18 protein-coding genes and 2 pseudogenes are annotated in these 19,484 nt (G+C 62.6%); 12 read left to right on the plus strand and 8 right to left on the minus strand.

The window, feature by feature from the left end; all coding sequences use genetic code 11:
• Positions 1 to 199 precede the first annotated feature (199 nt).
• Both SS05631_RS20360 and SS05631_RS20365 read left to right on the plus strand, forming a co-directional pair.
• Positions 200 to 1,297, plus strand: coding sequence for a putative zinc-binding metallopeptidase (locus SS05631_RS20360; RefSeq protein WP_037424555.1), 1,098 nt, complete (start codon positions 200 to 202; stop codon positions 1,295 to 1,297).
• A pseudogene (locus tag SS05631_RS20365) lies at positions 1,290 to 1,710 on the plus strand (NAD(P)/FAD-dependent oxidoreductase); the annotation flags it as partial. The gene SS05631_RS20360 and the pseudogene SS05631_RS20365, both read left to right, overlap by 8 nt.
• On the opposite strand, the gene SS05631_RS32025 reads toward SS05631_RS20365, so the two are convergent.
• Positions 1,680 to 2,162: a hypothetical protein gene (locus SS05631_RS32025; RefSeq protein ID WP_037424558.1), complete on the minus strand. Its 483-nt coding sequence runs from the start codon at positions 2,160 to 2,162 to the stop codon at positions 1,680 to 1,682. The pseudogene SS05631_RS20365 and the gene SS05631_RS32025 overlap by 31 nt on opposite strands.
• On the opposite strand from SS05631_RS32025, the pseudogene SS05631_RS20370 reads away from it, so the two are divergent.
• A pseudogene (locus SS05631_RS20370) lies at positions 2,161 to 3,104 on the plus strand (nucleotidyltransferase and HEPN domain-containing protein). The gene SS05631_RS32025 and the pseudogene SS05631_RS20370 sit on opposite strands and share 2 nt — an antisense overlap.
• Positions 3,105 to 3,423: 319 nt before the next feature.
• Here SS05631_RS20370 and SS05631_RS20375 read toward each other — a convergent pair.
• Positions 3,424 to 4,407 carry a L,D-transpeptidase gene (locus SS05631_RS20375; protein ID WP_037424561.1) on the minus strand — a complete coding sequence of 328 codons (984 nt, stop codon included), beginning with the start codon at positions 4,405 to 4,407 and terminating at the stop codon, positions 3,424 to 3,426.
• Between the two features lie 356 nt (positions 4,408 to 4,763).
• Here SS05631_RS20375 and SS05631_RS20380 point away from each other — a divergent pair, with 356 nt between their 5' ends.
• Complete coding sequence (locus tag SS05631_RS20380; protein WP_037424563.1) at positions 4,764 to 5,558, plus strand: TIM barrel protein; 795 nt, start codon at positions 4,764 to 4,766, stop codon at positions 5,556 to 5,558.
• Between the two features lie 112 nt (positions 5,559 to 5,670).
• Here the strand turns inward: SS05631_RS20380 and SS05631_RS20385 are convergent, their stop codons facing one another.
• Complete coding sequence (locus SS05631_RS20385; protein WP_037424565.1) at positions 5,671 to 6,708, minus strand: LacI family DNA-binding transcriptional regulator; 1,038 nt, start codon at positions 6,706 to 6,708, stop codon at positions 5,671 to 5,673.
• 166 nt (positions 6,709 to 6,874) lie between these two features.
• On the opposite strand from SS05631_RS20385, the gene SS05631_RS20390 reads away from it, so the two are divergent.
• From SS05631_RS20390 to SS05631_RS20425, 8 genes are all read left to right on the plus strand, one after another.
• A complete protein-coding gene (locus SS05631_RS20390) occupies positions 6,875 to 7,849 on the plus strand; it encodes a sugar ABC transporter substrate-binding protein (protein ID WP_172900194.1) in 975 nt (324 codons plus the stop codon).
• A gap of 103 nt (positions 7,850 to 7,952) precedes the next feature.
• A complete protein-coding gene (locus SS05631_RS20395; RefSeq protein ID WP_083854272.1) occupies positions 7,953 to 9,002 on the plus strand; it encodes an ABC transporter permease in 1,050 nt (349 codons plus the stop codon).
• 10 nt (positions 9,003 to 9,012) lie between these two features.
• Positions 9,013 to 10,011, plus strand: coding sequence for an ABC transporter permease (locus tag SS05631_RS20400; RefSeq protein WP_037424569.1), 999 nt, complete (start codon positions 9,013 to 9,015; stop codon positions 10,009 to 10,011).
• A gap of 10 nt (positions 10,012 to 10,021) precedes the next feature.
• Positions 10,022 to 10,846, plus strand: coding sequence for an ATP-binding cassette domain-containing protein (locus SS05631_RS20405; protein ID WP_037424571.1), 825 nt, complete (start codon positions 10,022 to 10,024; stop codon positions 10,844 to 10,846).
• A 108-nt stretch (positions 10,847 to 10,954) separates the two neighbouring features.
• A complete protein-coding gene (locus SS05631_RS20410; protein WP_037424573.1) occupies positions 10,955 to 11,860 on the plus strand; it encodes a sugar phosphate isomerase/epimerase in 906 nt (301 codons plus the stop codon).
• Positions 11,857 to 12,879, plus strand: coding sequence for a Gfo/Idh/MocA family oxidoreductase (locus tag SS05631_RS20415; RefSeq protein WP_037424575.1), 1,023 nt, complete (start codon positions 11,857 to 11,859; stop codon positions 12,877 to 12,879). The genes SS05631_RS20410 and SS05631_RS20415 overlap by 4 nt, the downstream gene beginning before the upstream one ends.
• A 57-nt stretch (positions 12,880 to 12,936) precedes the next feature.
• Positions 12,937 to 14,109 (plus strand): Gfo/Idh/MocA family oxidoreductase, encoded by a 1,173-nt coding sequence (locus SS05631_RS20420; protein WP_037424577.1) that lies wholly within the window; start codon positions 12,937 to 12,939, stop codon positions 14,107 to 14,109.
• Positions 14,110 to 14,163: 54 nt separating this feature from the next.
• Positions 14,164 to 15,105, plus strand: coding sequence for a sugar phosphate isomerase/epimerase (locus SS05631_RS20425; RefSeq protein ID WP_037424579.1), 942 nt, complete (start codon positions 14,164 to 14,166; stop codon positions 15,103 to 15,105).
• A gap of 6 nt (positions 15,106 to 15,111) precedes the next feature.
• Here the strand turns inward: SS05631_RS20425 and SS05631_RS20430 are convergent, their stop codons facing one another.
• The 5 genes from SS05631_RS20430 to SS05631_RS20450 form a co-directional block, all read right to left on the minus strand.
• The gene (locus SS05631_RS20430) at positions 15,112 to 16,401 is read right to left on the minus strand and encodes a HAMP domain-containing sensor histidine kinase (protein WP_037424581.1); all 1,290 of its coding nucleotides are present in this window, start codon (positions 16,399 to 16,401) and stop codon (positions 15,112 to 15,114) included.
• Between the two features lie 67 nt (positions 16,402 to 16,468).
• Positions 16,469 to 17,167 carry a response regulator transcription factor gene (locus SS05631_RS20435; RefSeq protein ID WP_037424583.1) on the minus strand — a complete coding sequence of 233 codons (699 nt, stop codon included), beginning with the start codon at positions 17,165 to 17,167 and terminating at the stop codon, positions 16,469 to 16,471.
• Between the two features lie 31 nt (positions 17,168 to 17,198).
• Positions 17,199 to 17,747, minus strand: a complete 549-nt coding sequence (locus SS05631_RS20440) for a Spy/CpxP family protein refolding chaperone (RefSeq protein ID WP_037424585.1) — start codon at positions 17,745 to 17,747, stop codon at positions 17,199 to 17,201.
• A gap of 152 nt (positions 17,748 to 17,899) precedes the next feature.
• Positions 17,900 to 18,667 carry a pyrroline-5-carboxylate reductase gene (locus SS05631_RS20445; RefSeq protein WP_037424587.1) on the minus strand — a complete coding sequence of 256 codons (768 nt, stop codon included), beginning with the start codon at positions 18,665 to 18,667 and terminating at the stop codon, positions 17,900 to 17,902.
• Positions 18,668 to 19,387, minus strand: a complete 720-nt coding sequence (locus SS05631_RS20450) for a GntR family transcriptional regulator (RefSeq protein ID WP_037424589.1) — start codon at positions 19,385 to 19,387, stop codon at positions 18,668 to 18,670. It abuts the gene before it with no gap.
• Positions 19,388 to 19,484 lie beyond the last annotated feature (97 nt).

Genomic DNA, 19,484 nt, shown 5'->3' on the forward strand with positions numbered 1-19,484 from the left:
AATTCTCATTCTGTGCTCAGAAGATCGCATAATGTATCCACTGGAGCGACTTCGCCAGTAGGCTGGCAGGCTACCCCCGCTCTTACGACCTCGACGCAGGCCGGCCACATTCTTTGAATGCCAGAAATGCGTTCATGGCAAAGCAGCCGAAGCATCTTTTCCCTGCCTCGCGCGTTTCGCTGCACCAACGGGGGTTTGCATGCGTCTTTATCAATGCGATGTGAGCGGATTGCCGCTTTATTTCGACAACCATTTCAGCGTCGGCGCGAACAACGCACCGGTTGGATTCGTAGCGGACACCCTGACGCTGCATACCCTCACCAACGCTGGCGAAGGTCTTTGGCGGATCCCGTCGCGCCCAGACCGGCTTTGGAAGTTTTGCGCCAACGCGCCGATTGACGGTAGCAACTGGCTTGTAAATGCTGATGATCCAAACCCGCTGGCTATCCCCGCCCGCTACAACCGCATCATCCCCAGCACGGGCACGGCGCAAGGCCGCGAGCGATTCCACAAGATCGGAGCCGCCCAACGTCATCTCTTTTACTCCATCCTGCGTTTTGACATTCCCTGTCCCGATCGGGGCAGCGACCCCCACGGGGGTCTTGTCTTCGACTTCCTGGAAGACGCGATCGACGATCTTGGTCATTCGGTCCCGGCCATGACCGGACACGAGGATGGCCTCATCAGCATTCGCGCCGCTGAGGCGGACGATGCGGTGCGGGAGACGGTTCGCGTGTCGATGGGAGAGCCTTACCGCACACTGCTCGGCCACTTCAGGCATGAGATCGGTCACTTCTTCTTTCAGCAGCTTGTCGCAGGCACCGACATGCTTGCCGAAGCGCGGCAGCTGTTTGGCGACGAACGGGAAGACTACGACTCCGCCCTTCAGAAGCACCACGGCGAAGGAAGCTTTGTCGATTGGCGGCAGCGCTTCATCTCGGCTTACGCGAGCTGCCATCCGGCCGAGGATTTTGCGGAATGCTGGGCGCACTTCTTCCATATCGTCGATACGCTGGAATCGGCACGCGCTTTCGGTCTTTCGGTCGAGCCCTTCCGGCATCGCGATCTCGACGCCGAGGTAAAGTTCGACCCATACCGCGCCGAGAGCGCCCAGCAGTTGGTCGAAGCCTGGGTTCCGATCAGCTTGGCGTTGAACACGTTTCAGCGCTCGATGGGACAACGCGACATCTATCCCTTTGTCCTGGCGCCGCCCGTGATTGAGAAGCTGGATTTCATAAACAGGCTGATCAAAGCGGCACGGCAAGGCAGTCTTCGTCGGACGCCGCTAGCTGGATGAAAATGGGGCCGACGCCTCCAGCCTGTTCATGAAATATCTGCGTCGCGGCTACCGGGCCTGCGATATCGTAGTCGACGGTGGGCATCAAACTGAAATCCGGATCCGATGTCAGCCACCTCACCGAAGATGCGGTCGTGCTGAAGGACGGCATGGTGCTTCCAGCCGATCTCGTCGCTTATGCGACCGACTATGGATCGATGAACGGCTGGGCCGCCGACCTCATCTCCAAGGACGTCGCCGCCTCGGTCGGCAAGGTCTGGGGTCTCGGTTCCGACAGGCCGAAGGACCCCGGCGCCTGGGACGGCGAGCAACGAAACATGTAGAAACCGACGCAGCAGGAGGCGCTCTGGTTCCATGGCGGCAACCTGCACCAGTTGCGTCACTATTCGCAGTATCTCTCGCTGCAACTAAGGCCCGCGCCGAGGGCGGTTTGCAGGAGCGTCACCGTGATCACCGGCAGGCCTGGCAGGAATGCAAGCAGCGCGCCCCCGGAGAGCAGCGCCACCGAAGGCGGCAGTCCAAGCCTGTGGGCGGCATAATGCAGCGCGATGACGAACATCACGATCACCAGCTGAACAAGTGTGTTGGGTCCATCGGCCTCTGTCCTCATGGCTCGCACTACGGCGAAACCGGACCCCATCGTCACTACGATGAAAGCTTGGCCCCCTCCAGCGTCGGCGAACACCACCTCGACGATCGCCTTCCTCTGGAGCTTGGGCAAATCAGTTGCAATCTTCTCTGCGATTTCATGGTCGCTGCATTTGAAGATAAGGAACACGAGCTCAGCGGCACTGATCGCAGGCGGGCCTTCCTCATAAAATCCCGCGGTAGACGGCGAGTCATGTTTGCCGTATCGGTTGTGCATGAAATCGTCCCTCGAACATCTGCCGGAGAAGAAGCAACGCGAGCTTGCCCGTGTCGTCGAGATCATCCGTGAGGAGTTCTCTGACGCGCTCGAGGGGAGTTCGGCTGCCTTCAAAAAGCGCGGAAGGATTCTGAAGATCATCCTGTTCGGCTCTTATGCCCGAGGCACCTTCGTCGATGAGCCGCACACGATGAAGGGCTACCGTTCCGACTACGACATTCTCGTCATCGTCAACTCAAAGAAGCTTGCCGAACCGGCGTACTGGGACAAGGCGACCGACCCGCTGATGTGGGACAAGGGGATCTCGACGCCGGTCAGCCCGATCGTCCATGGCGCCCGCGAGAATAACTTCCTCGCCGACGGGCACTATTTCTTCGTCGACATCCTTCGTGAGGGAATTATCCTCTACGAACTCGACGACCGGTCGCTGGCGGAGCCGAAGCGCCTGGCTTCCGCCGATGCTTGGAGATTGGCGAGTGAGCATTGCGAGAGGCATATTGCAATGCGAAGGATTTCATCGAAGGCAGCCGCTTTTACGTCGCTAGAGCCAATCTGCCTCTTGCCGCGTTTCTGCTCCATCAAGCGGTCGAGACTACCTATTCCTGCCTACTCTTGACGCTAACGAACTACAGCCCGCCGTCGCACAACCTCAAATTCCTCCGTGGCATTGCTGAAGATAGAGATCGTCGGCTTGTCGATGCATGGCCGCGCGACCAGCACCGCTTTACCGCCTGGTACAACATTCTTAACGAGGCTTACGTCAAGGCGCGCTACTCAAAGCACTTCGAGATCAGCGAGGAGGCGCTCGGCTGGCTTCTCGAGCGGACGGAATATCTCCATGGCCTCGTGGAGATCATCTGCCAAGAGCGGCTGACCGAGTTGGCTGAGGCAGCCCGCGCCGGCTGCGCCGTCGCGGTCCGAAACTCACGTGCCTCAGGGTAGCCAAAAGCAGAAGTCCGCTTCGAGGACGGCTGTTCGGCTGCACGAGGCGCACCTCATGTTTGAGCATCGCGATCTCGCGTGCCCAGCAGTGGGCGCCGCCGCTTGCCTCCATGCCAGATAGACATGGACGCCGCTGCTGGTCATTGTAGCGCAGCAACTTGCTACGCAATTTCCGATAGCACTTGTCTTTGTCAGAGCGGGCCGTTCCACCCCGGCACATCCAAATGTCAGACATAGGTGCATTTTCCATTTGCAAGACCTAGTCGCTGGCGAAGGGATCGAAATGCATGTCAGAGACTGTCTGGAAGCATTTGAGAGTTCAGTCGGTGAACTCGACGATGACCCCCGGCTTGACCATCTCCGCCAATTCCTCGGCGTCCCAGTTCGTCAGGCGGATGCATCCGTGCGACCCCGCCTTGTCGATCAGCGATGGTTCCGGCGTGCCGTGGATCCCGTAGGTCGGCTCCGTCAGGTCGATCCAGACGCTTCCGACGGGGCCATTCGGGCCTTTGGGCAGCGTCAGAGCCTTATTGTTGTTGCCCTGCTGGAAATTGATCTTGGGGTTGTATTCGTAGGGGGGCATGCGAGCGACCCCCTTGACCTTGTGGGTGCCGGAGGGCGAAGGCGATTCTTCGCTGCCGATGGTGGCGGGGTATACGGCCAGCAGCGAGCCGTCCTCGGCGAATGCCAGGACTTGCCCCGCTTGCCGGCGCGCCTCGATGCGTTTGACCTTGCCTTCCATCGCGGCACCGGGAATGGCCACCGACACCGTTTCGCCTGCGGCAAACGCTGTGCCCGGATTGAGCGCCTTCAGGAGGTCGATATCCATGTGAAAGCGTTCGGACAGCCTTTCCGCGACGCTCGTATAGCCGAGGTGCTCCATCCTGGCCTGCTCGGCATAGTCTTCGGGAATGCTCTCAACGAGGTCCTTGGCATCGTCATCGGAGATGACATAGGGCTCGATGACCGGCTTATCGGTCGGAAGCTTTTCGATGACCCTAGGGTCCAGCTTTCCGTCGACGGGAAGACCTTGCAGGGCCTCGAATCCGGCAATCGCTTTGGCGACGTTCTCGCCGTAATAGCCGTCGACCACTCCAGGCGACGAACCGGCGCGATCCAGAAGGACCTGGAGACGAATGATGGCCGGTTGCGGTCGAGGCGGGGCTTCGGGCGGTCGCTCCGGCGGAATGGAGTCGATCGACGCCTTGTTGATGGCGTCGGGCTGGAGTTCCTGGGCGCTGGCGGAGGCGCAGAGCGCCAACGTGAGGGATGCTGCGAACAAGGCGATTTTTTTCATGACCATCAAATGTACGACTACCGAACTTGTTCCGGCGGCTGCTTCCGCAGATTTGGTGAAAGAGGCAGAGCGAGGTGACCGCACCCCCACTCGAACTCCGCGCCATGCCCTTCGGCCCGGCTCCTCTTGCTTCCCGGCCTACGGCAGCGTGCCTCCAGGATGAGCCGCGGGTGCTTGAGCGGCGGGGCACATAGGATATGGAACGAGCGTTCCATTTCAAATTTGACGGAATAAATATTTGCTTTGACCGCGGTCGCGGATAACATCGCCTGAGAGGCTTTCTCGGACCGTTCTGCTGGCTTGCACAAGTCGGCGTCATAGCCACTCTTCCGGACTGCCATCATCGTCAACGGATACGACCAATGAGTGCATCCAAGACCTCTCCCTTCCCGCTGGCGGCCTGCGCGGAAATGCTCTGGCGCGACAAGCCGATCGAGTGGCGCGCCTCGCGCCTGAAAGAAATGGGTTTCGGCGTTGGCCTCTGGAACTGGCCGGAGCACGATCTCAAAAAGCTGGAAGCGACCGGCGCGACCTTCACGATCATGAACGGCTATCTGACGGGCCGTCTGACGGACGACGACGGTGCAGCAGAACTCCTCAGAACGGCGCGCGAGACCGCGCAGGTTGGAAAGCGGCTTGGCGTTCAGCGGCTCAACCTGCATGGTACAGGTTTGGGAGACGGAGGCCTGCCTGTCCAGCCGATCGAAGTCGTCACCGGCGCGATGTGGCTGAGGGCCCGTGACACGCTCTGCCATATCGTGGATATGGCGGAAGAAGAGGGGGCCATCTTCACGCTCGAGAACCTCAACCTGCCGGTCGACCATCCGGGCGTGCCCTTCGGGCGCGCCGAAGAGACGCTGGCGCTGGTCTCAAGCGTCAATCATCCGCGGCTCCGCCTCAATCTCGATCTCTACCATGCCCAGATTGGCGAAGGGAACCTAGTCGAACTCTGCCGCAAGTGTCTGCCTTGGATCGGCGAGATCCAGGTGGCTGATGTCCCCGGCCGCTGCGAACCCGGCACCGGTGAGGTCAACTGGAACGGTATCGCCAAGGCGCTGAATGCCATGGGCTATTCCGGCCCGATTGGCATGGAAGCCTGGGCCGCTGGCGATCCGGAAGCCGCGCTCGAAGCGTTCCGCGCCGCCTTTACCATCTGACTGTTTATTACCCTGTCGGCGCGTCGGTTCTTGCTGCCGTGAGAAACGAGCGCACGCCGCCGTCACGTCCGTCGAGGATGCACAGCAGCGGCCGTATCTGGTCTATTTTCGGCTACACGCTTTCCGGCGTGATAATCTCGAACGGAACGACGCGCTGTAGGATCGTCGTGCTGTTGCGATGTTCCAACGAGTCGACCATAGTTGCGATCAATTCGTCCGACGTCCGCTCAAGGGGATGGCAGAGAGCGGCGGTGATGAGACCCTCGGTCAATCCCTTGCGGGTTTCGGGGCCGATGTCGCGGCAGACGATCCTGACCTTGCTTCGCTTTTCATCCGGGGCTTCGCGCAGCGCGCGGAGAACCCCCGAGATGCCGCCTCCAGCAATATAGATGCCTCTGAGGTCATCGAGCCCCGAGAGCAATTCGGTCACGATCCGGTAGGCTTCCAGCGGCTCCTCGTGCGTGGGGCGGCTGTCGTCCACCCTCAGATGCGGCGCGTGCTCCCGCATATAGGACCGGAAGCTTGCATCTGAAATGTCCTGACACTGATAGCGGTGGTTGCCGATAAACACCGCGACGCGACCGGGGGTAAAGGTCGTCTGTGCAAGAAACCAGGCTGCAGTCCGGCCAAGCTTCCAATTGTCGGTTCCTACATAGCCTGCCCTGTCCGGCGCGGATTGGTCCGTGATATAGGCAATCACGGGTTTGCCTCGGGCTTTGAGCGACTGGATCGTCTGGCTGATCAGGGGGTGGTCGCCGGCGATGATCGCGACCGCATTGCAGCGCCTGCCGAGCACTTCCAGGCGATCGGCGATGTTCTGGGGCTCGAGAAGATCGACGAAATCGACCAGGGGCTCGATCTTCTCATGCTGTCGCCTCGCTGCCGCCTCGACGATCTTGGCGCCGAACAGCCGATAGAGTTCACGGCTCGATTGCTGCAGGAGGAAACCGAAGCGGTAGCTCGGAAGCGCCCGCCTCTTGCGGTCCTCGATGACGCCTATCCCGTAAAATCCGATCTCTTCCGCGGCGTTCTGCACTCTTTCGATCGTATCCGCGCGCACCGAGCCGGAGCCGCCAAGGATCCGGTTGATTGTCGACACGCTGACGCCGGATGCCCCGGCAAGATCGGCAATGGTGGGGCGCTTTTTCATGATATATTTCACACCAAATCGGAATGAGACTAAATGATACAAAAATCTCCACAAGTTGCAACGACTATTCCACAACGGTGAGCCGTTTGGTACAAACATTCCAGCGACAACGGGGGGCGTCTTGGGAGGCGTCGTCGCGATCGCAAGCTCTAGGGAGGAGAATCAGATGAGTAGATTTCGCCGTCTCGCGGCAACCGTGTCGGCTGCAGCGATCATTACTTGCACTGCAACGGCCGTTATGGCTGCCAACATCTTTGTCGTCGGCGGCAAGCCGGATGATCCGTTCTGGTCGATCGTGAAGAAGGGCGCCGAGGATGCAGGCAAGGTCGTGGAGGCGCAGGGCGGGTCGGTAACCTGGCTCGGGCCGCAGAACTATGACAACCTTGGTGTCGACGCGGCGGAACTTATTCGCCAGGCCATCGACCAGGGCGCCGATGCGATCGTCGGCCCGGACTGGGTGCCGGAGGCGATGGATCCCGCATTCAAGGCGGTCACCGATGCCGGCATTCCGCTGGTCATCTATAACGCCGGCGGCGTCGAGGCTGCCGACCGCCTCGGCGCGATGAACTATGTCGGTTCCAACGATTACCTGTCGGGCAAGGCTGCGGGCACCTATTTCGCCACGCATGACCTGAAGAACGCGGTCTGCCTCAACACGCTACCGGGTGCGGCGAACATCGAAGCCTTCTGCAAGGGCATGATCGATGGGGTTACCGAGGGTGGCGGCGTCGGCTCGGCACTGCCGCTACCCGCGACCTCCTTCGGTTCGGCGACGGCCGTGGCGCAGGCCCTCAAGGCGCATCTGCTGCAAAACCCGGACATCAATGCGGTGTTCGCCATCGGCAATGTCGACACCAACTCGGCGGTCAACGGCGTGGCGCAGGCCGGCAAGCAGGGCCAGGTGCAGGTCTGTGGCATGAACATGGACGAAACGATCCTGAACAACATCAAGAGCGGTACGCAGCTTTGCGCGATCGACCAGCAGGGTTACCTGCAGGGCTACCTGGCGGTCTCGATCCTGAACGGCAAGGTCAATTATGGCCTCACGGTTCCGACCCGGGAAATCCTGACCGGTCCCGGCGTCATCGACAAGGCGAATGTCGACGCCACCCTTGCGGGTGTGAAGGCCGGCGCCCGATAAGCCTCGGGCCGCACGTCGCGAAGCCGCCCGCTTGAGAGAGGCGGCTTCCAGTCTTCCAATAGCGTCGATCCTTACCGGTCTTCGGATTCATTGGTGGTGTCAAATGAACACGACAAATAGTCTCCCTGTCTCCTCCGTTCCTTCCGGTGGCGAAAACATCAGGGCGACCATCGGCCAGCTTTCCCGTCGGCCCGAAGCGGGGTCGCTCCTGGGCTTGATCGCGGTGTTCGTCTTCTTCGCCATGATCGGCGGCAGCGTCTTCCTGTCCTCTGCGGGCTATGCAAGCTGGCTCAACATCGCCGCCGAGATAGGTCTCGTCGCGCTGTCGGTAGGCCTGTTGATGATCGCGGGGGAAATGGACCTCTCGATCGGCGCGATTATTCCGGCGGCATCTCTGACGGTCGCCATCATTTCCGGCCACTACGGCCTTCCGGAGAGTGTCGGGATTTCTGCCGGTCTGGGCGTCGGGGTCATCGTCGGGTTTTTCAACGGCTTCATCGTCAATCGCACCGGGGTGCCATCCTTGATTGTCACCATCGGCTCCATGTTCGGCGTCATGGGCCTGACGCTGGGCTTCACCGTGCTCATCGCCGGCAGCACCGGCGTGTCGCTCGTGCCGAGCCCGACCGCCAAGGCGGTCCTCGGCGAGTTCATCGGCGGCATGTTTCAGGTGACGATCTTCTGGTGGATCCTGTTCGTGGCGGGGTTTTTCTACCTTCTGCACATCTCGCCCGTCGGCAACTGGATCTTCGCCTTGGGTGGCGACAAGGTCTCGGCCCGCAATGCCGGCATTCCGACGGCCAGACTGACGATCGCGCTCTACATGCTGTCGGGCTTCTGTGCCGCCTTCGTCGGCGTCAGCCAGGTGTTCGTCTATCAAAGTGCGCAGGTGCTCGCGGGGCAGTCGTTCATCTTCAATTCGATCATGTGCGTGGTCATTGGCGGCGTGCTTCTGACCGGAGGCGCCGGGTCGGTGGTGGGCATTGTCTTCGGTACGCTCACCTTCGCGATCGTGAACCAGGGCGTCTATTTCACCGGGATCGACCCGAACCTCGGCAGCGTCATCATCGGCGCGCTGCTGCTGCTCGCTGTGATGATGAACGACAGGTTCCGGCTGATGGCGATGTCCTACGCAGCGAAGAAGAAGAAATGAGGGCCGGGAGATGAACGCCTTTTCCATAGGACAATTCGTACGCCGCCCGGAGTTCGGGGCCGTGTTGAGCTTCGTCGCGGTGATCGCCTTCTATGTGGCTTTCGGTGGCGTCAGCCTGGGATCGCTCTTCGGCGCTGCAAGCTGGGTCAATTTCGCGGCCAATCTCGGCATCGTCGCCTTGCCGGTCGGCCTTCTGATGATCGCTGGGGAGCTTGACATCTCGATCGGCGCGATGATCCCGGCGGGGTCGATGTCGATCGCCATTCTGTCGGGCTATTACGACCTGCCGATCGTAATCGGCATGCTCGGTGCGCTCGCCTTCGGCGTGCTGGTCGGACTGGCGAACGGTTTCCTGGCGGTGCGCACGAGCGTGCCCTCGCTGATCATCACGCTGGGCACGCTGGTCGCGGTGCAGGGTCTCGTCCTGGCGGGATCGGTCATCCTGACCGGGGCCGCCTCGGTTCCGCTCGATGCGCCGGCCTGGGCCAAGATGGTCTTCGGCCAGCTCATCCTCGGCAAGTTCCAGGTCATCATCCTGTGGTGGCTTGTCGTCACGGTGATCTTCGGCTTCGTGGTGCACGCGACGCGCTACGGCAACTGGATCTTCGCGATGGGAGGAGACGAAGTCAGCGCCCGCAACGCCGGGATCCCGACCAAGCGGCTGAAGATTGCTCTCTTTGTTCTGTCGAGCACGGCGGCTTCCTTCGTCGGCATGTGCGGGGCGATCCTGTTCAACTCCGCGCAGGTCTCGGGCGGCATGAACTATATCTTCAACACGATTGTCTCGATCGTGGTGGGTGGCGTGCTGCTCACCGGCGGCTTCGGTTCGGTCGCCGGCATCTTCCTCGGCGCGCTGACCTTCGCTGTCGTCAACCAGGGCATCTATTTCACCGACATCGACCGCAACTGGTCAAACCTCATCATCGGCGTGATGCTGATGGCCGCGGTTCTGATGAACAACACGTTCCGGCGAATGGCACTCAGCTTCGTGCCGAAGAAAAAGAAGTGAGCGTCCAACCATGTCAGACAATACTCCGATCCTTGAACTTCAAAATGTCGACAAGAGCTTTGGTCCTATCGACGTGCTTCACAACATCTCGCTCAGGGTCCGTGCGGGCGAGGTGCTCTGCCTGCTCGGCGACAATGGCGCCGGCAAGTCGACGCTCATCAAGACGCTTGCGGGGGTGCACAAACCGACGCGCGGCACGATCCTGATGGACGGCAACCCGGTCGAGTTCAGCGGGCCGCGCGATGCGCAGGAAAAGGGCATCTCGACCGTACATCAATTCGGCGGCACCTTTCCGCTGATGTCGATCGGCCGTTCCTTCTTCGTCGGTGTCGAACCGACCAAGGGCTGGGGGCCGTTCAAGGTCTATGACCGCAAGACGGCGAACGAGATTGCCGTCAAGGCCGTGCAGGACTTCGGGATCACCCGCATCGACGATGGCGATCGTCTTGTCGGGGGGCTTTCAGGCGGCGAACGCCAGTCGCTTGCAATTGCCCGTGCCGTGCATTTCGGCGCCCGCGTGCTGATCCTCGACGAACCGACAGCCGCTCTCGGCGTGAAACAGGCGGCTCATGTGCTCAGGATCGTCAACGAGGCGAAGCGGCGGGGCCTGGCAGTGGTTTTTATCACCCACCAAGTCATGCATGCGATGGCGGTGGGCGATCATTTCGCCGTGCTCATCCGCGGGGCAATCGCCGCCGATTTCCGCAGGGGCGAGAAGACCCGTGAGGAGATTACCGACCTGATGGCAGGCGGGGAAACGATGGCGGACCTCGAGGCTCAAATCGAAACCTACATGGCAAGTCATGAGGGACATCAACCGCCGCCAGCCCAGTAATCGCTGACGGCACCACAAACAAACTTGCGCAATACCCGCAGCTTCGACAGCGCCTGAACGGACCGCAGTCGAAGGAGGGAGACTTGCGTCCGAAATCTGGAGGTCAAAATGAAGATAGCAATCGACCCCTTTATGCATCGCCATCTCTCGCTTGAGGAGTTGCCCAGCAAGGTCAAGGAACTCGGTTACGATTGGATCGAGCTTTCGCCTCGCGGCGATTTCCTCGAATGGTTCAAGACGCCGCGCGTCTTCCCTGACCGTTTGAAGTCGTTCAAGAAGGCGCTCTCCGACGCCGAGGTCGGCATTGCCTCGCTGCTGCCCATGTATCGCTGGGCCTCCAATGACGAGACCGAGCGTCAGGCGGCGGTGAAGCATTGGAAGCGGGCCATCGAGATCGCCGTCGAACTCGGCGTGGACACGATGAACTCGGAATTCGGCCGAGGCCCGCATCCCGACAAGGGCTCGTGCTACTGCTGCCACACCGGCTCGATGATCGAAGCCTGCGAAGACGCCTGGTGGCGATCGATGGAAGAGCTCGTCCCGGTCTTCGAGCGCGAGGGCATCATGCTTCACGTCGAGCCCCATCCGGAAGACTGGTGCGAGACGCTGCAGCCCGCTCTCGACATCATTCGCACGGTCAATTCGAAGAACGTCAAATTTCTCTACTGCGCACCGCACACCTTTTACTTCGGCGACGACACCAAGACGATGCTGCGCGAGGCTAGAGACGTGCTCGCGCACGTCCACGTCGGCGACACGTTCAACCACAAGGCCTCTTCGGGCCTGCGCTACATTCTCAACCCTCCGGGCACGCAGGCCCGCGTCCATCAGCACTTGAACATCGGCCAGGGCGAGGTTCCCTGGGACGATTTCTTCGCCACCCTCGCCGAAGTGGGCTTCGACGGCATCATGACCGCCTGCGTCTTTGCCTGGGAAGACAAGGCGGATCATTCCGGCACATTCATGCGCGCCGAAATGCAGCGCTACATCGATAAGTACTGGGGGGCGAAATGACCCTCAAAGTCGGTGTCATCGGCACGGGCATGATCGGTCAGGACCACATCCGCCGCCTGACCCGGGTCCTCTCGGCCGTCGAAGTCGTCGCGGTGAGCGATATCGACGGGGCTCGCGCTGCCGCTGTCGCGCCGGAGGGGGCGGCGGTCTTTGCCATGGCGGGCGACCTCATCCGCTCCGAGACGGTCGAGGCGGTGGTCATCTGCTCCTGGGGCCCCGCCCACGAGGAGCAGCTTCTCGACTGCATCGCCGCCGGCAAGCCCGTCTTCTGCGAAAAGCCGCTGGTCACGACCGTGGCCGCAGCGCTGAGGGTCATGGAGGCCGAGGTGGCGTTCGGCCGACGCCTGGTGCAGGTGGGATTCATGCGCCGCTTCGACGCCGACTATCGCCGCCTCAAGGCGACGCTGGATTCCGGCATTCTCGGCGCGCCGCTGATGTTCCATTCGACCCACCGCAATGCCGCGGTTCCCGAGGGGCTCTATACCTCGGACATGCCGCTTAACGACACGCTCGTCCATGACGCCGACATTTCGCGCTGGCTTCTGAACGACGAGGTGACGGGGGTCGAGGTTCGCGTGCCGCGCCGCTCGCGCCGTGGCAGGGACCTGCGCGATCCGGTGGTGGTGCTTCTGCACATGGGCTCCGGTGTGCTGGTCGATGTCGAGATCTCGGTCAACATCGCCTACGGCTATGACATCCGCGGCGAGGTTAGCTGCGAGGAGGGCACCGCAAGCCTGCCGCTCCGTCCGGCGACCGTCATCCGCGACATCCATGGCGTGCGCCAGTTGGTATCCGCCGATTGGCGCGAGCGGTTCATCGAAGCCTATGACCAGGAGTTCCGCGAGTGGGTTGCCGCTGCGGCGCGGGGGACGGCGACCGGGCCCTCCACCTGGGACGGCTATGCCGCGACGGTGGTCGCCGATGCGGCGCTGAAGGCAGTGGAGAGCGGCGCACTCGAGCCGGTCCGCATGCGCGACCGCCATTCCCTCTATCGCACGACATTGGAGGCGCCCCGGTAACCGACGTTCCGGTCACGCCCGACGGTCAAGAAGACAACATTCCTGAAAGGTTCGAAAATGCTGAATGGCGAAAGACTTATCGAACGGCCGCTCCGCTGGGGTATGGTCGGTGGCGGCCGCACCGGCCAGGTGGGCTACAAGCATCGCACCGGGGCGCTGCGTGACGGCACCTATCGGCTGGTCGCCGGCGCCTTCGATCTCGACGCCGAACGCGGCCGTGATTTCGGCGTGAGACTCGGCGTCGAGGCGGACCGCTGCTATGCCGACTACAAGGAATTGATCGTCAGGGAGACGGCACGCGAAGACGGCGTCGAGGTCGTCTCGATCGCCACGCCGAATTTCACCCATTACGAGATCACCAAGGCCTGCCTCGAGGCCGGCCTTCACGTCATCTGCGAAAAGCCGTTGTTCTTCACCGTGGCCGAATGCGAGGAGGTCGAAAGGCTTGCCGCGGAAAAGGGCCTGATCGTCGGTGTGACCTACGGCTTCACCGGCCACCCGCTGGTTCACCAGATGGCCGCCATGGTCAAGAAGGGCATGCTCGGCGATATCCGCATCGTCGATATGCAATATACCCACGGCTTCAACTCGGGCGACGACGTCGGCGCCGGCGAGGCCGTGAAGTGGCGCACGAACCCGAAGACCGCCGGCCCCACCTTCGTTCTCGGTGACATCGGCACGCATCTCTATTACCTCTCCGAGATCGTCCTGCCGCATCTGAAGATCGACAAGCTGCTCTGCGACCGCAAGGCGTTCATCCCGACCCGTGCGCCGCTCGAAGACCACGCGACCGTTCTCATGCACTATGACAATGGCGCTCGCGGCCATCTCTGGGTTTCGTCGGTCAACGCCGGCAACATGGGGTCGCAGCGCTACCGTTTCGTCGGCTCCAAGGCCTCCGTCGAATGGAGCGACAGCCACCCCGATCAGCTGATCTACGAAGTCCAGGGCGAGCCGAACCGCACGCTCCATCACGGCATGCCTTATCTCGAGGAAGAAAGCCTTGCGGTCGACCGCATGGGGGCGCTGCATACCGAAGGCCTCGGCGACAGCTGGTCGAACATCTACCTGTGGATCGCGCAAGCGATCGACGCGAAGAAGCGCGGCGACGAAGCCTTCCTGAAGACGCACCACTATCCGGGCATCAAGGCCGGCACCGAAGGTGTCCGCTGGCTGGAGAACTGCGTCCGTTCGGCGGATGCAGGTTCGGCCTGGATTGACTTTCACTGATCTCCACCACCTGGGGCGCTTTCCGGCGCCCCCCTTTTTTTGGATAGAGACAAAATGAAACTTTCGATCTGCACCGATGTGATGGGAGAGCTCTCCTTCACCGATATGCTCGACAAATGCGTCAAACTCGGTGTCGAAGGCATCGAGATGACCGGCGGCGGTTGGTCCCGCGCGCCGCATTTCCGGGCCGACGAACTCCTGGCCGACAAGGCGCTCTTGAGGACGAAGCTCAAGGAGATCGAGGCGCGCGGCCTCAAAATCGCGGCCCTCAACTGCTCGGCCAACCCGCTCGATCCGGGTGCCATGGGCAAGCGCCACCGCAAGGAGATGGAGCAGACGATCCGCCTCGCAGGCGAGATCGGCGTCGAGACCGTCGTGACCATGTCCGGCCTGCCGGAAGCGGCGCCCGGCGACGTGGTGCCGAACTGGCTCGTCTACACCAAGAGCTGGCCCGACGAGATGCCGGAGCGCGATCGCTACCAGTGGGAAGAGCGCGCTTTCCCGCTCTGGCACGATCTGGTGAAGCTCGCCAAGGAGACCGGCGTCGAGAAATACGCCCTCGAAAACTTCTCGGCCATGCTGGTCTGGAATCCCGAGACTCTCTTCCGCCTGCGCAACGAGGTCGGCCCGACGGTCGGCATGAACCTCGACCCGTCGCATCTGATGTGGATGGGCGCCGATCCGATCGCATCGGCCCGCGCACTCGGCAACGCCATTCACCATTGCCACGGCAAGGACACCCGTATCGAGCGGGGGCTTGCCGATGTGAACGGCCTTCTGGAATTGAAGGAGGTCACCGACGTCGCCAACCGCAGCTGGAACTACGTCGCCGTCGGCGCCGGCCGTGATCTGCAATGGTGGAAGGAGTTCTTCTCGGTCGTCCGCATGTGCGGCTACAACGGCTGGGTAAGCCTCGAGATGGAGGATTTCACCATGTCCACGGAGGCAGGCATCCGGTCCTCCATCGACGCGCTCCAGGCAACGATCAGCCGCTGAGAGCCTCTACGGCGCGGCGCGTCCGGCGCGCGAAGCACTTCGGGCCCGGGCGTCCCGATGCGCGGGAAGCGTTACGATGAAGCAGGCGCCGCCGCCCGCCGGGGAATCATAGCGGACGGCGCCGCCGTGGCGCTCGGCGATCTGGCGCACAAGCGCCAGCCCCAGGCCCCAGCCGCCCGCGGCCTCACTGCGTCCCGAGGGGCGGTAGAACGGCTCGAAAACGCGGGCGCCCTCGCTATCCGGTATGCCCGGGCCGTGGTCGCGGACCCTGAGCTCCACCTTTCTGTCGGCTTGCGCGACGGTGGCCGAGACTGGCGGGCCGCCGTGGCGGAGCGCGTTCTGCATGAGATTGCGCACCAACCTGCCGAGCAGGCGCGCATCGCCTGTGACGGTCGCGGGCGTGCCGGAGACATCGACGCCGTTGCGCGCCCCTTCTTCCGAGACCAGGGCCAGGAGGTCGACGGGCTCGGGCGCATCGAGTCGCTCGACATGGTCGAGCCTGCTCGCCAGCAGGATCTCCTCGACCAGCGTGTCCAGCTCGGCAAGGTTGCGGACGATCTCCTCCTTGCGGTTGTCGTCCGGTGCCTGCTCGTAGAGGTCGATCGCCACGCGCAGCCGGGCAAGCGGCGACCGCAATTCGTGGCTGGCATTGGCGAGAAGAGCGCGGTGCGACTTGATCAGCCGTTCGACGTGATCGGCGGCTTTATTGAAGCTCTTCGCCACCGCCGCCACTTCGTCGCGGCCATTCGCCGGCACGCGGGCGACAAAATCGCCCCGCCCCCAGGCATCGACGCCTTCGCGCAGCCGCTCAAGCCGTCGCGTCAGGTGACGCACCACCGGATAGGCGGCAAGGCCGATGACGCCAGCGATCAGCGCCAGATAGGCGAGCGGATTGCGGCCGGCCGGCCGGAAAGGCCGTGCCATGCGCGCGGCCACGGTGCGACCGTCGGGCAACTCGGTCACCATGGTGTGAACGTCGCCTCTGTCGTGGCGCCAGCGCCGCTCGAGAATGTCGCGCGGGAGCGGCCGGCCGGCGCCGGCGATCAGCCTGCCGTTTCGATCATAGACCGCAAGGTCGGCGTCGAAAGCCCGGGAAAACCGCTTCAACGTCGCCTCAACCGACTGCCGGTCCATGTCCGACGGGATGAGTGCTGCAACGAAGCGCGCGCGCTGGCTCTGCCAGCTCACATCCTCTTCGCCCTGTCCGAGCCACACGAAGGCGGCGCTGGCGACGGCGACCGCCGCAAGGCTCGCCAGCAACGTCAGGTAAATTTTCAGGAACAGCCGGCTGCGCATCGCTCTAGGTCTCTGTCTGGACGCATGTCGTTATCCCGAACCGCGGCACATTTTTGGGCGACATGCTTTATCTCTCGTCGTCCTGGAAGCGGGCGAAGACATAGCCGGCGCCGCGCACGGTGACGATGCGTCGCGGATGCTTGGGATCGCTCTCGATGGCCGCCCTGATGCGTGAGACATGGACGTCGATGGAACGGTCGAAGGCTTCCAGCTCCTCGCCTTTCACGGCGTCCATCAGTTGCTCGCGCGACAGCGTGCGGCCGGCATTTTCGGCAAGCGCCACAAGCAGGTCGAACTGGTAGCTGGTGAGGCCGCATTCGCGGCCGTCGATCCGGACCGAGCGGGAGCCCGGATCGATCTCCAGCCGCCCGAAGCGCAAGGTCCGCGAAACCGGCGCGCTGCCGTTGCGGCGGCGCAGGATGGCCTTCAACCGGGCGAGCAGCTCGCGGGGGTTGAAGGGCTTGGGCAGATAGTCGTCGGCTCCGAGCTCCAGGCCGACGATACGATCCGTCTCTTCGCCCTTGGCCGTCAGCATGAGGATGGGGACGTCGGAAACCGCGCGCATGCGCCGGCAGGTTTCGAAGCCGTCAAAGTCCGGCAGCATGACGTCGAGGATTACTGCGTCCGGCGCACGGCGGCCAAGGTCGGTCAGTCCCACCGTGGCCGTCGCAGCGGTGTGGACGGTGTAGCCGTTTCCGGAGAGATAGTCGGCAAGCATGGCGGAGAGGCGCGTGTCGTCGTCAACAATCAAGACCCGTTCCGCCATCGCTTCCGTTCCGTTCAATCGCTCGTTGGTCTTACCACGGGCCGCGGCCCCTGCGCTCCTTCAAATGCGCAGCAAGCTTGGCGCGCTGCTCCGGCGTCAGCACTTCGGCGGCTTCGAGGAGCGCAGTCGTCATTTTGCGCGAAGCCGCGTCGATCGCGGCAATGCGCTCGCTGCGCAGTTTCTCGGCGGCGGCGCGGTCGACGGTCGCCGCACCGATGAGTTCGATAACCTGCTCGCGCGTCTCCCGGAAGTCCCGGAAAGTCGGCCTGATCTCGGTCCGGGCATTGTCGATGATGTCCCAGAGCTTGTCTTCCTGCTGGGGTGTCGTGTCGAGTTCGTCGAGCGTGGAGCCGATCCGCTGTTCCATAAAGCCGCCTCCCATATGCGCGTGCATGATGTGGCCGCCCATTCCGAACCGGCCCATGCCGAAACCGAAATCATCGCTGCGTGCGGCAGCAAATCCGACCGCGCCGACAACGCCGAAGGCGGCGAGGCCGCCGATCGCGGCGCGGCGACCCCAGCCTTTCGAAGCGGACGCTCCGGCGGTCGGGCTCGACAGGTTCTTGTCCTCGTTTTCCATAGTCAGTCTCCCTTCACTCCGCAGCACCTGCTGCAATGGAGGAAAGCTAACAGGGCAACGTTTCGAGCCTTCCGGGCGAATGTAAAGAAATGTAAAGCAGAAGCATCGACCGCGGCCTGGCGTCGCGGATCAGGCGGGGACCGACTGACTCGCTATCGTCTTATCCGGCGCAGCACCGCTTCAAGGGCCTCGGTCAAGGCGCGGCTTCCGCCGCCGCGTTCGAAATCGTCGAACACCTGCTCGTTCAAGCCGCCGGGCGTCGAGAACTCGCGCCTCAGCGTGTCGAGGGGCGTCGCCTCGGCCCTGACCGCCGTCTGCGCCAGGCTGGCGAAGAGCGGGGTCAGATAGGCGCGGGCCTTCTCGCGCTCCATGCCTTTCTCGGCAAGCCAGCCGGTCGTTCGATCGAGAATGCCGAAATAGGTGCCCATCAGGGCGCTGGCGGCGGCGAGGAGGTCGTAATCCTCCTTCGTCTCGCATTCGACTGCAGTGCCAAGGGCGGCGAATAGAGCGGCAACGCCCGGGTTCGGCGGATAGATCGCGGTGACGCCGTCGCGTTCGGCGACAAAGGGCAGTGGAACCGCCTGGGTGAGGTCCACCTCTCCGGTGATCCAGCTCAGGAGCCTCGGGCGGTCCGTCGCCGCGATGACGCTGACGACCGCCTGGCCCTTCCGGAAGGTGAGTTCGGCAATCACTTCCTCTGCGATCTGCGGCCGGATTGCCAGGAACAGGATGTCGGCCACATCGACCACCGCCTGGTTATCCTTGGCGATCCGCACGCTGGGAAACCGGCCCGCGAGCCGGGCGGCGATCTCCCGGTTGCGTGGCGAAACGATGATCTCCGCCACGTCGAGTGGGGAGGCGACGATCCCCGTCACCATCGCCTCGGTAATGATGCCTGTGCCGACGAAGCCGATCCGCATCTATTCCGCAGCCTTGCGCCGTCCAAGCGACACGTCCGTCGTGTAGTTCTCGCGCATGAAATTGATGAAGTTCTGCTGGAACTGGCGCGTATGGGCGTGCGCCAGCTCGTCGGCGAGATCGACATTCTTCTCCCGGATCGCCTCGAGCATCTGGTTGTGCTCGTCGGTCAGCAGATAGCCTTCGTGCGTGCGCTCCAGATACTCGAAGTGGAGGTGCAGCATGCGCTGGCCCTGGTTGAGCAGCCGCTCGTAGAAGGAGGCCAGATAGGGATTCCGCCCGGCGTAGGCAATCGACATGTGGAACTGCTTGTTGGCCTCGGACATCTCGAGGTGATTGCCGGTCTTGACCGCCGCTTCGAATTCCTTCTGCCGCCTGGCGATCGTCTTGAGGTCCATCTCCGTCCGCAGTTCCGCGGCAAGCCGCGTGTTCATGCGCTGGGCGATATCCAGCGCCTCGACATATTTCGGGAAGGTCGCGACCTCGATCGGCGCCACAATGGTGCTGCGGTTCGCAAGCGTGACGACCAGATCCTCGCCGGCGAGGCGGATCAGCGCCTCGCGGACCGGCGAGCGGGACATGTCGAACCGTTCGGCAAGCGTGCTCTCGTCGAGAAGTTGGCCGGGAGCGAGCGTCAGCGCCAGGATCTCGTTTCGGAGCGTCTCGTAGACATTTTTCCAGCCGGTGCCCCTGGCGCGCTTGGTTTCAGTTTCGTCAGTCACTGACGTCCCTTTCCGTCGTTCGGACGCATAAGGCCAGAAGAGCCCCGCCGAGACAATGTAAATTCTCCGCTTGACAGTGTCGACACGTTGCCGACAT

The sequence above is a fragment of the Sinorhizobium sp. CCBAU 05631 genome (assembly GCF_002288505.1).
Classification (GTDB): Bacteria; Pseudomonadota; Alphaproteobacteria; order Rhizobiales; family Rhizobiaceae; genus Sinorhizobium; species Sinorhizobium fredii_C.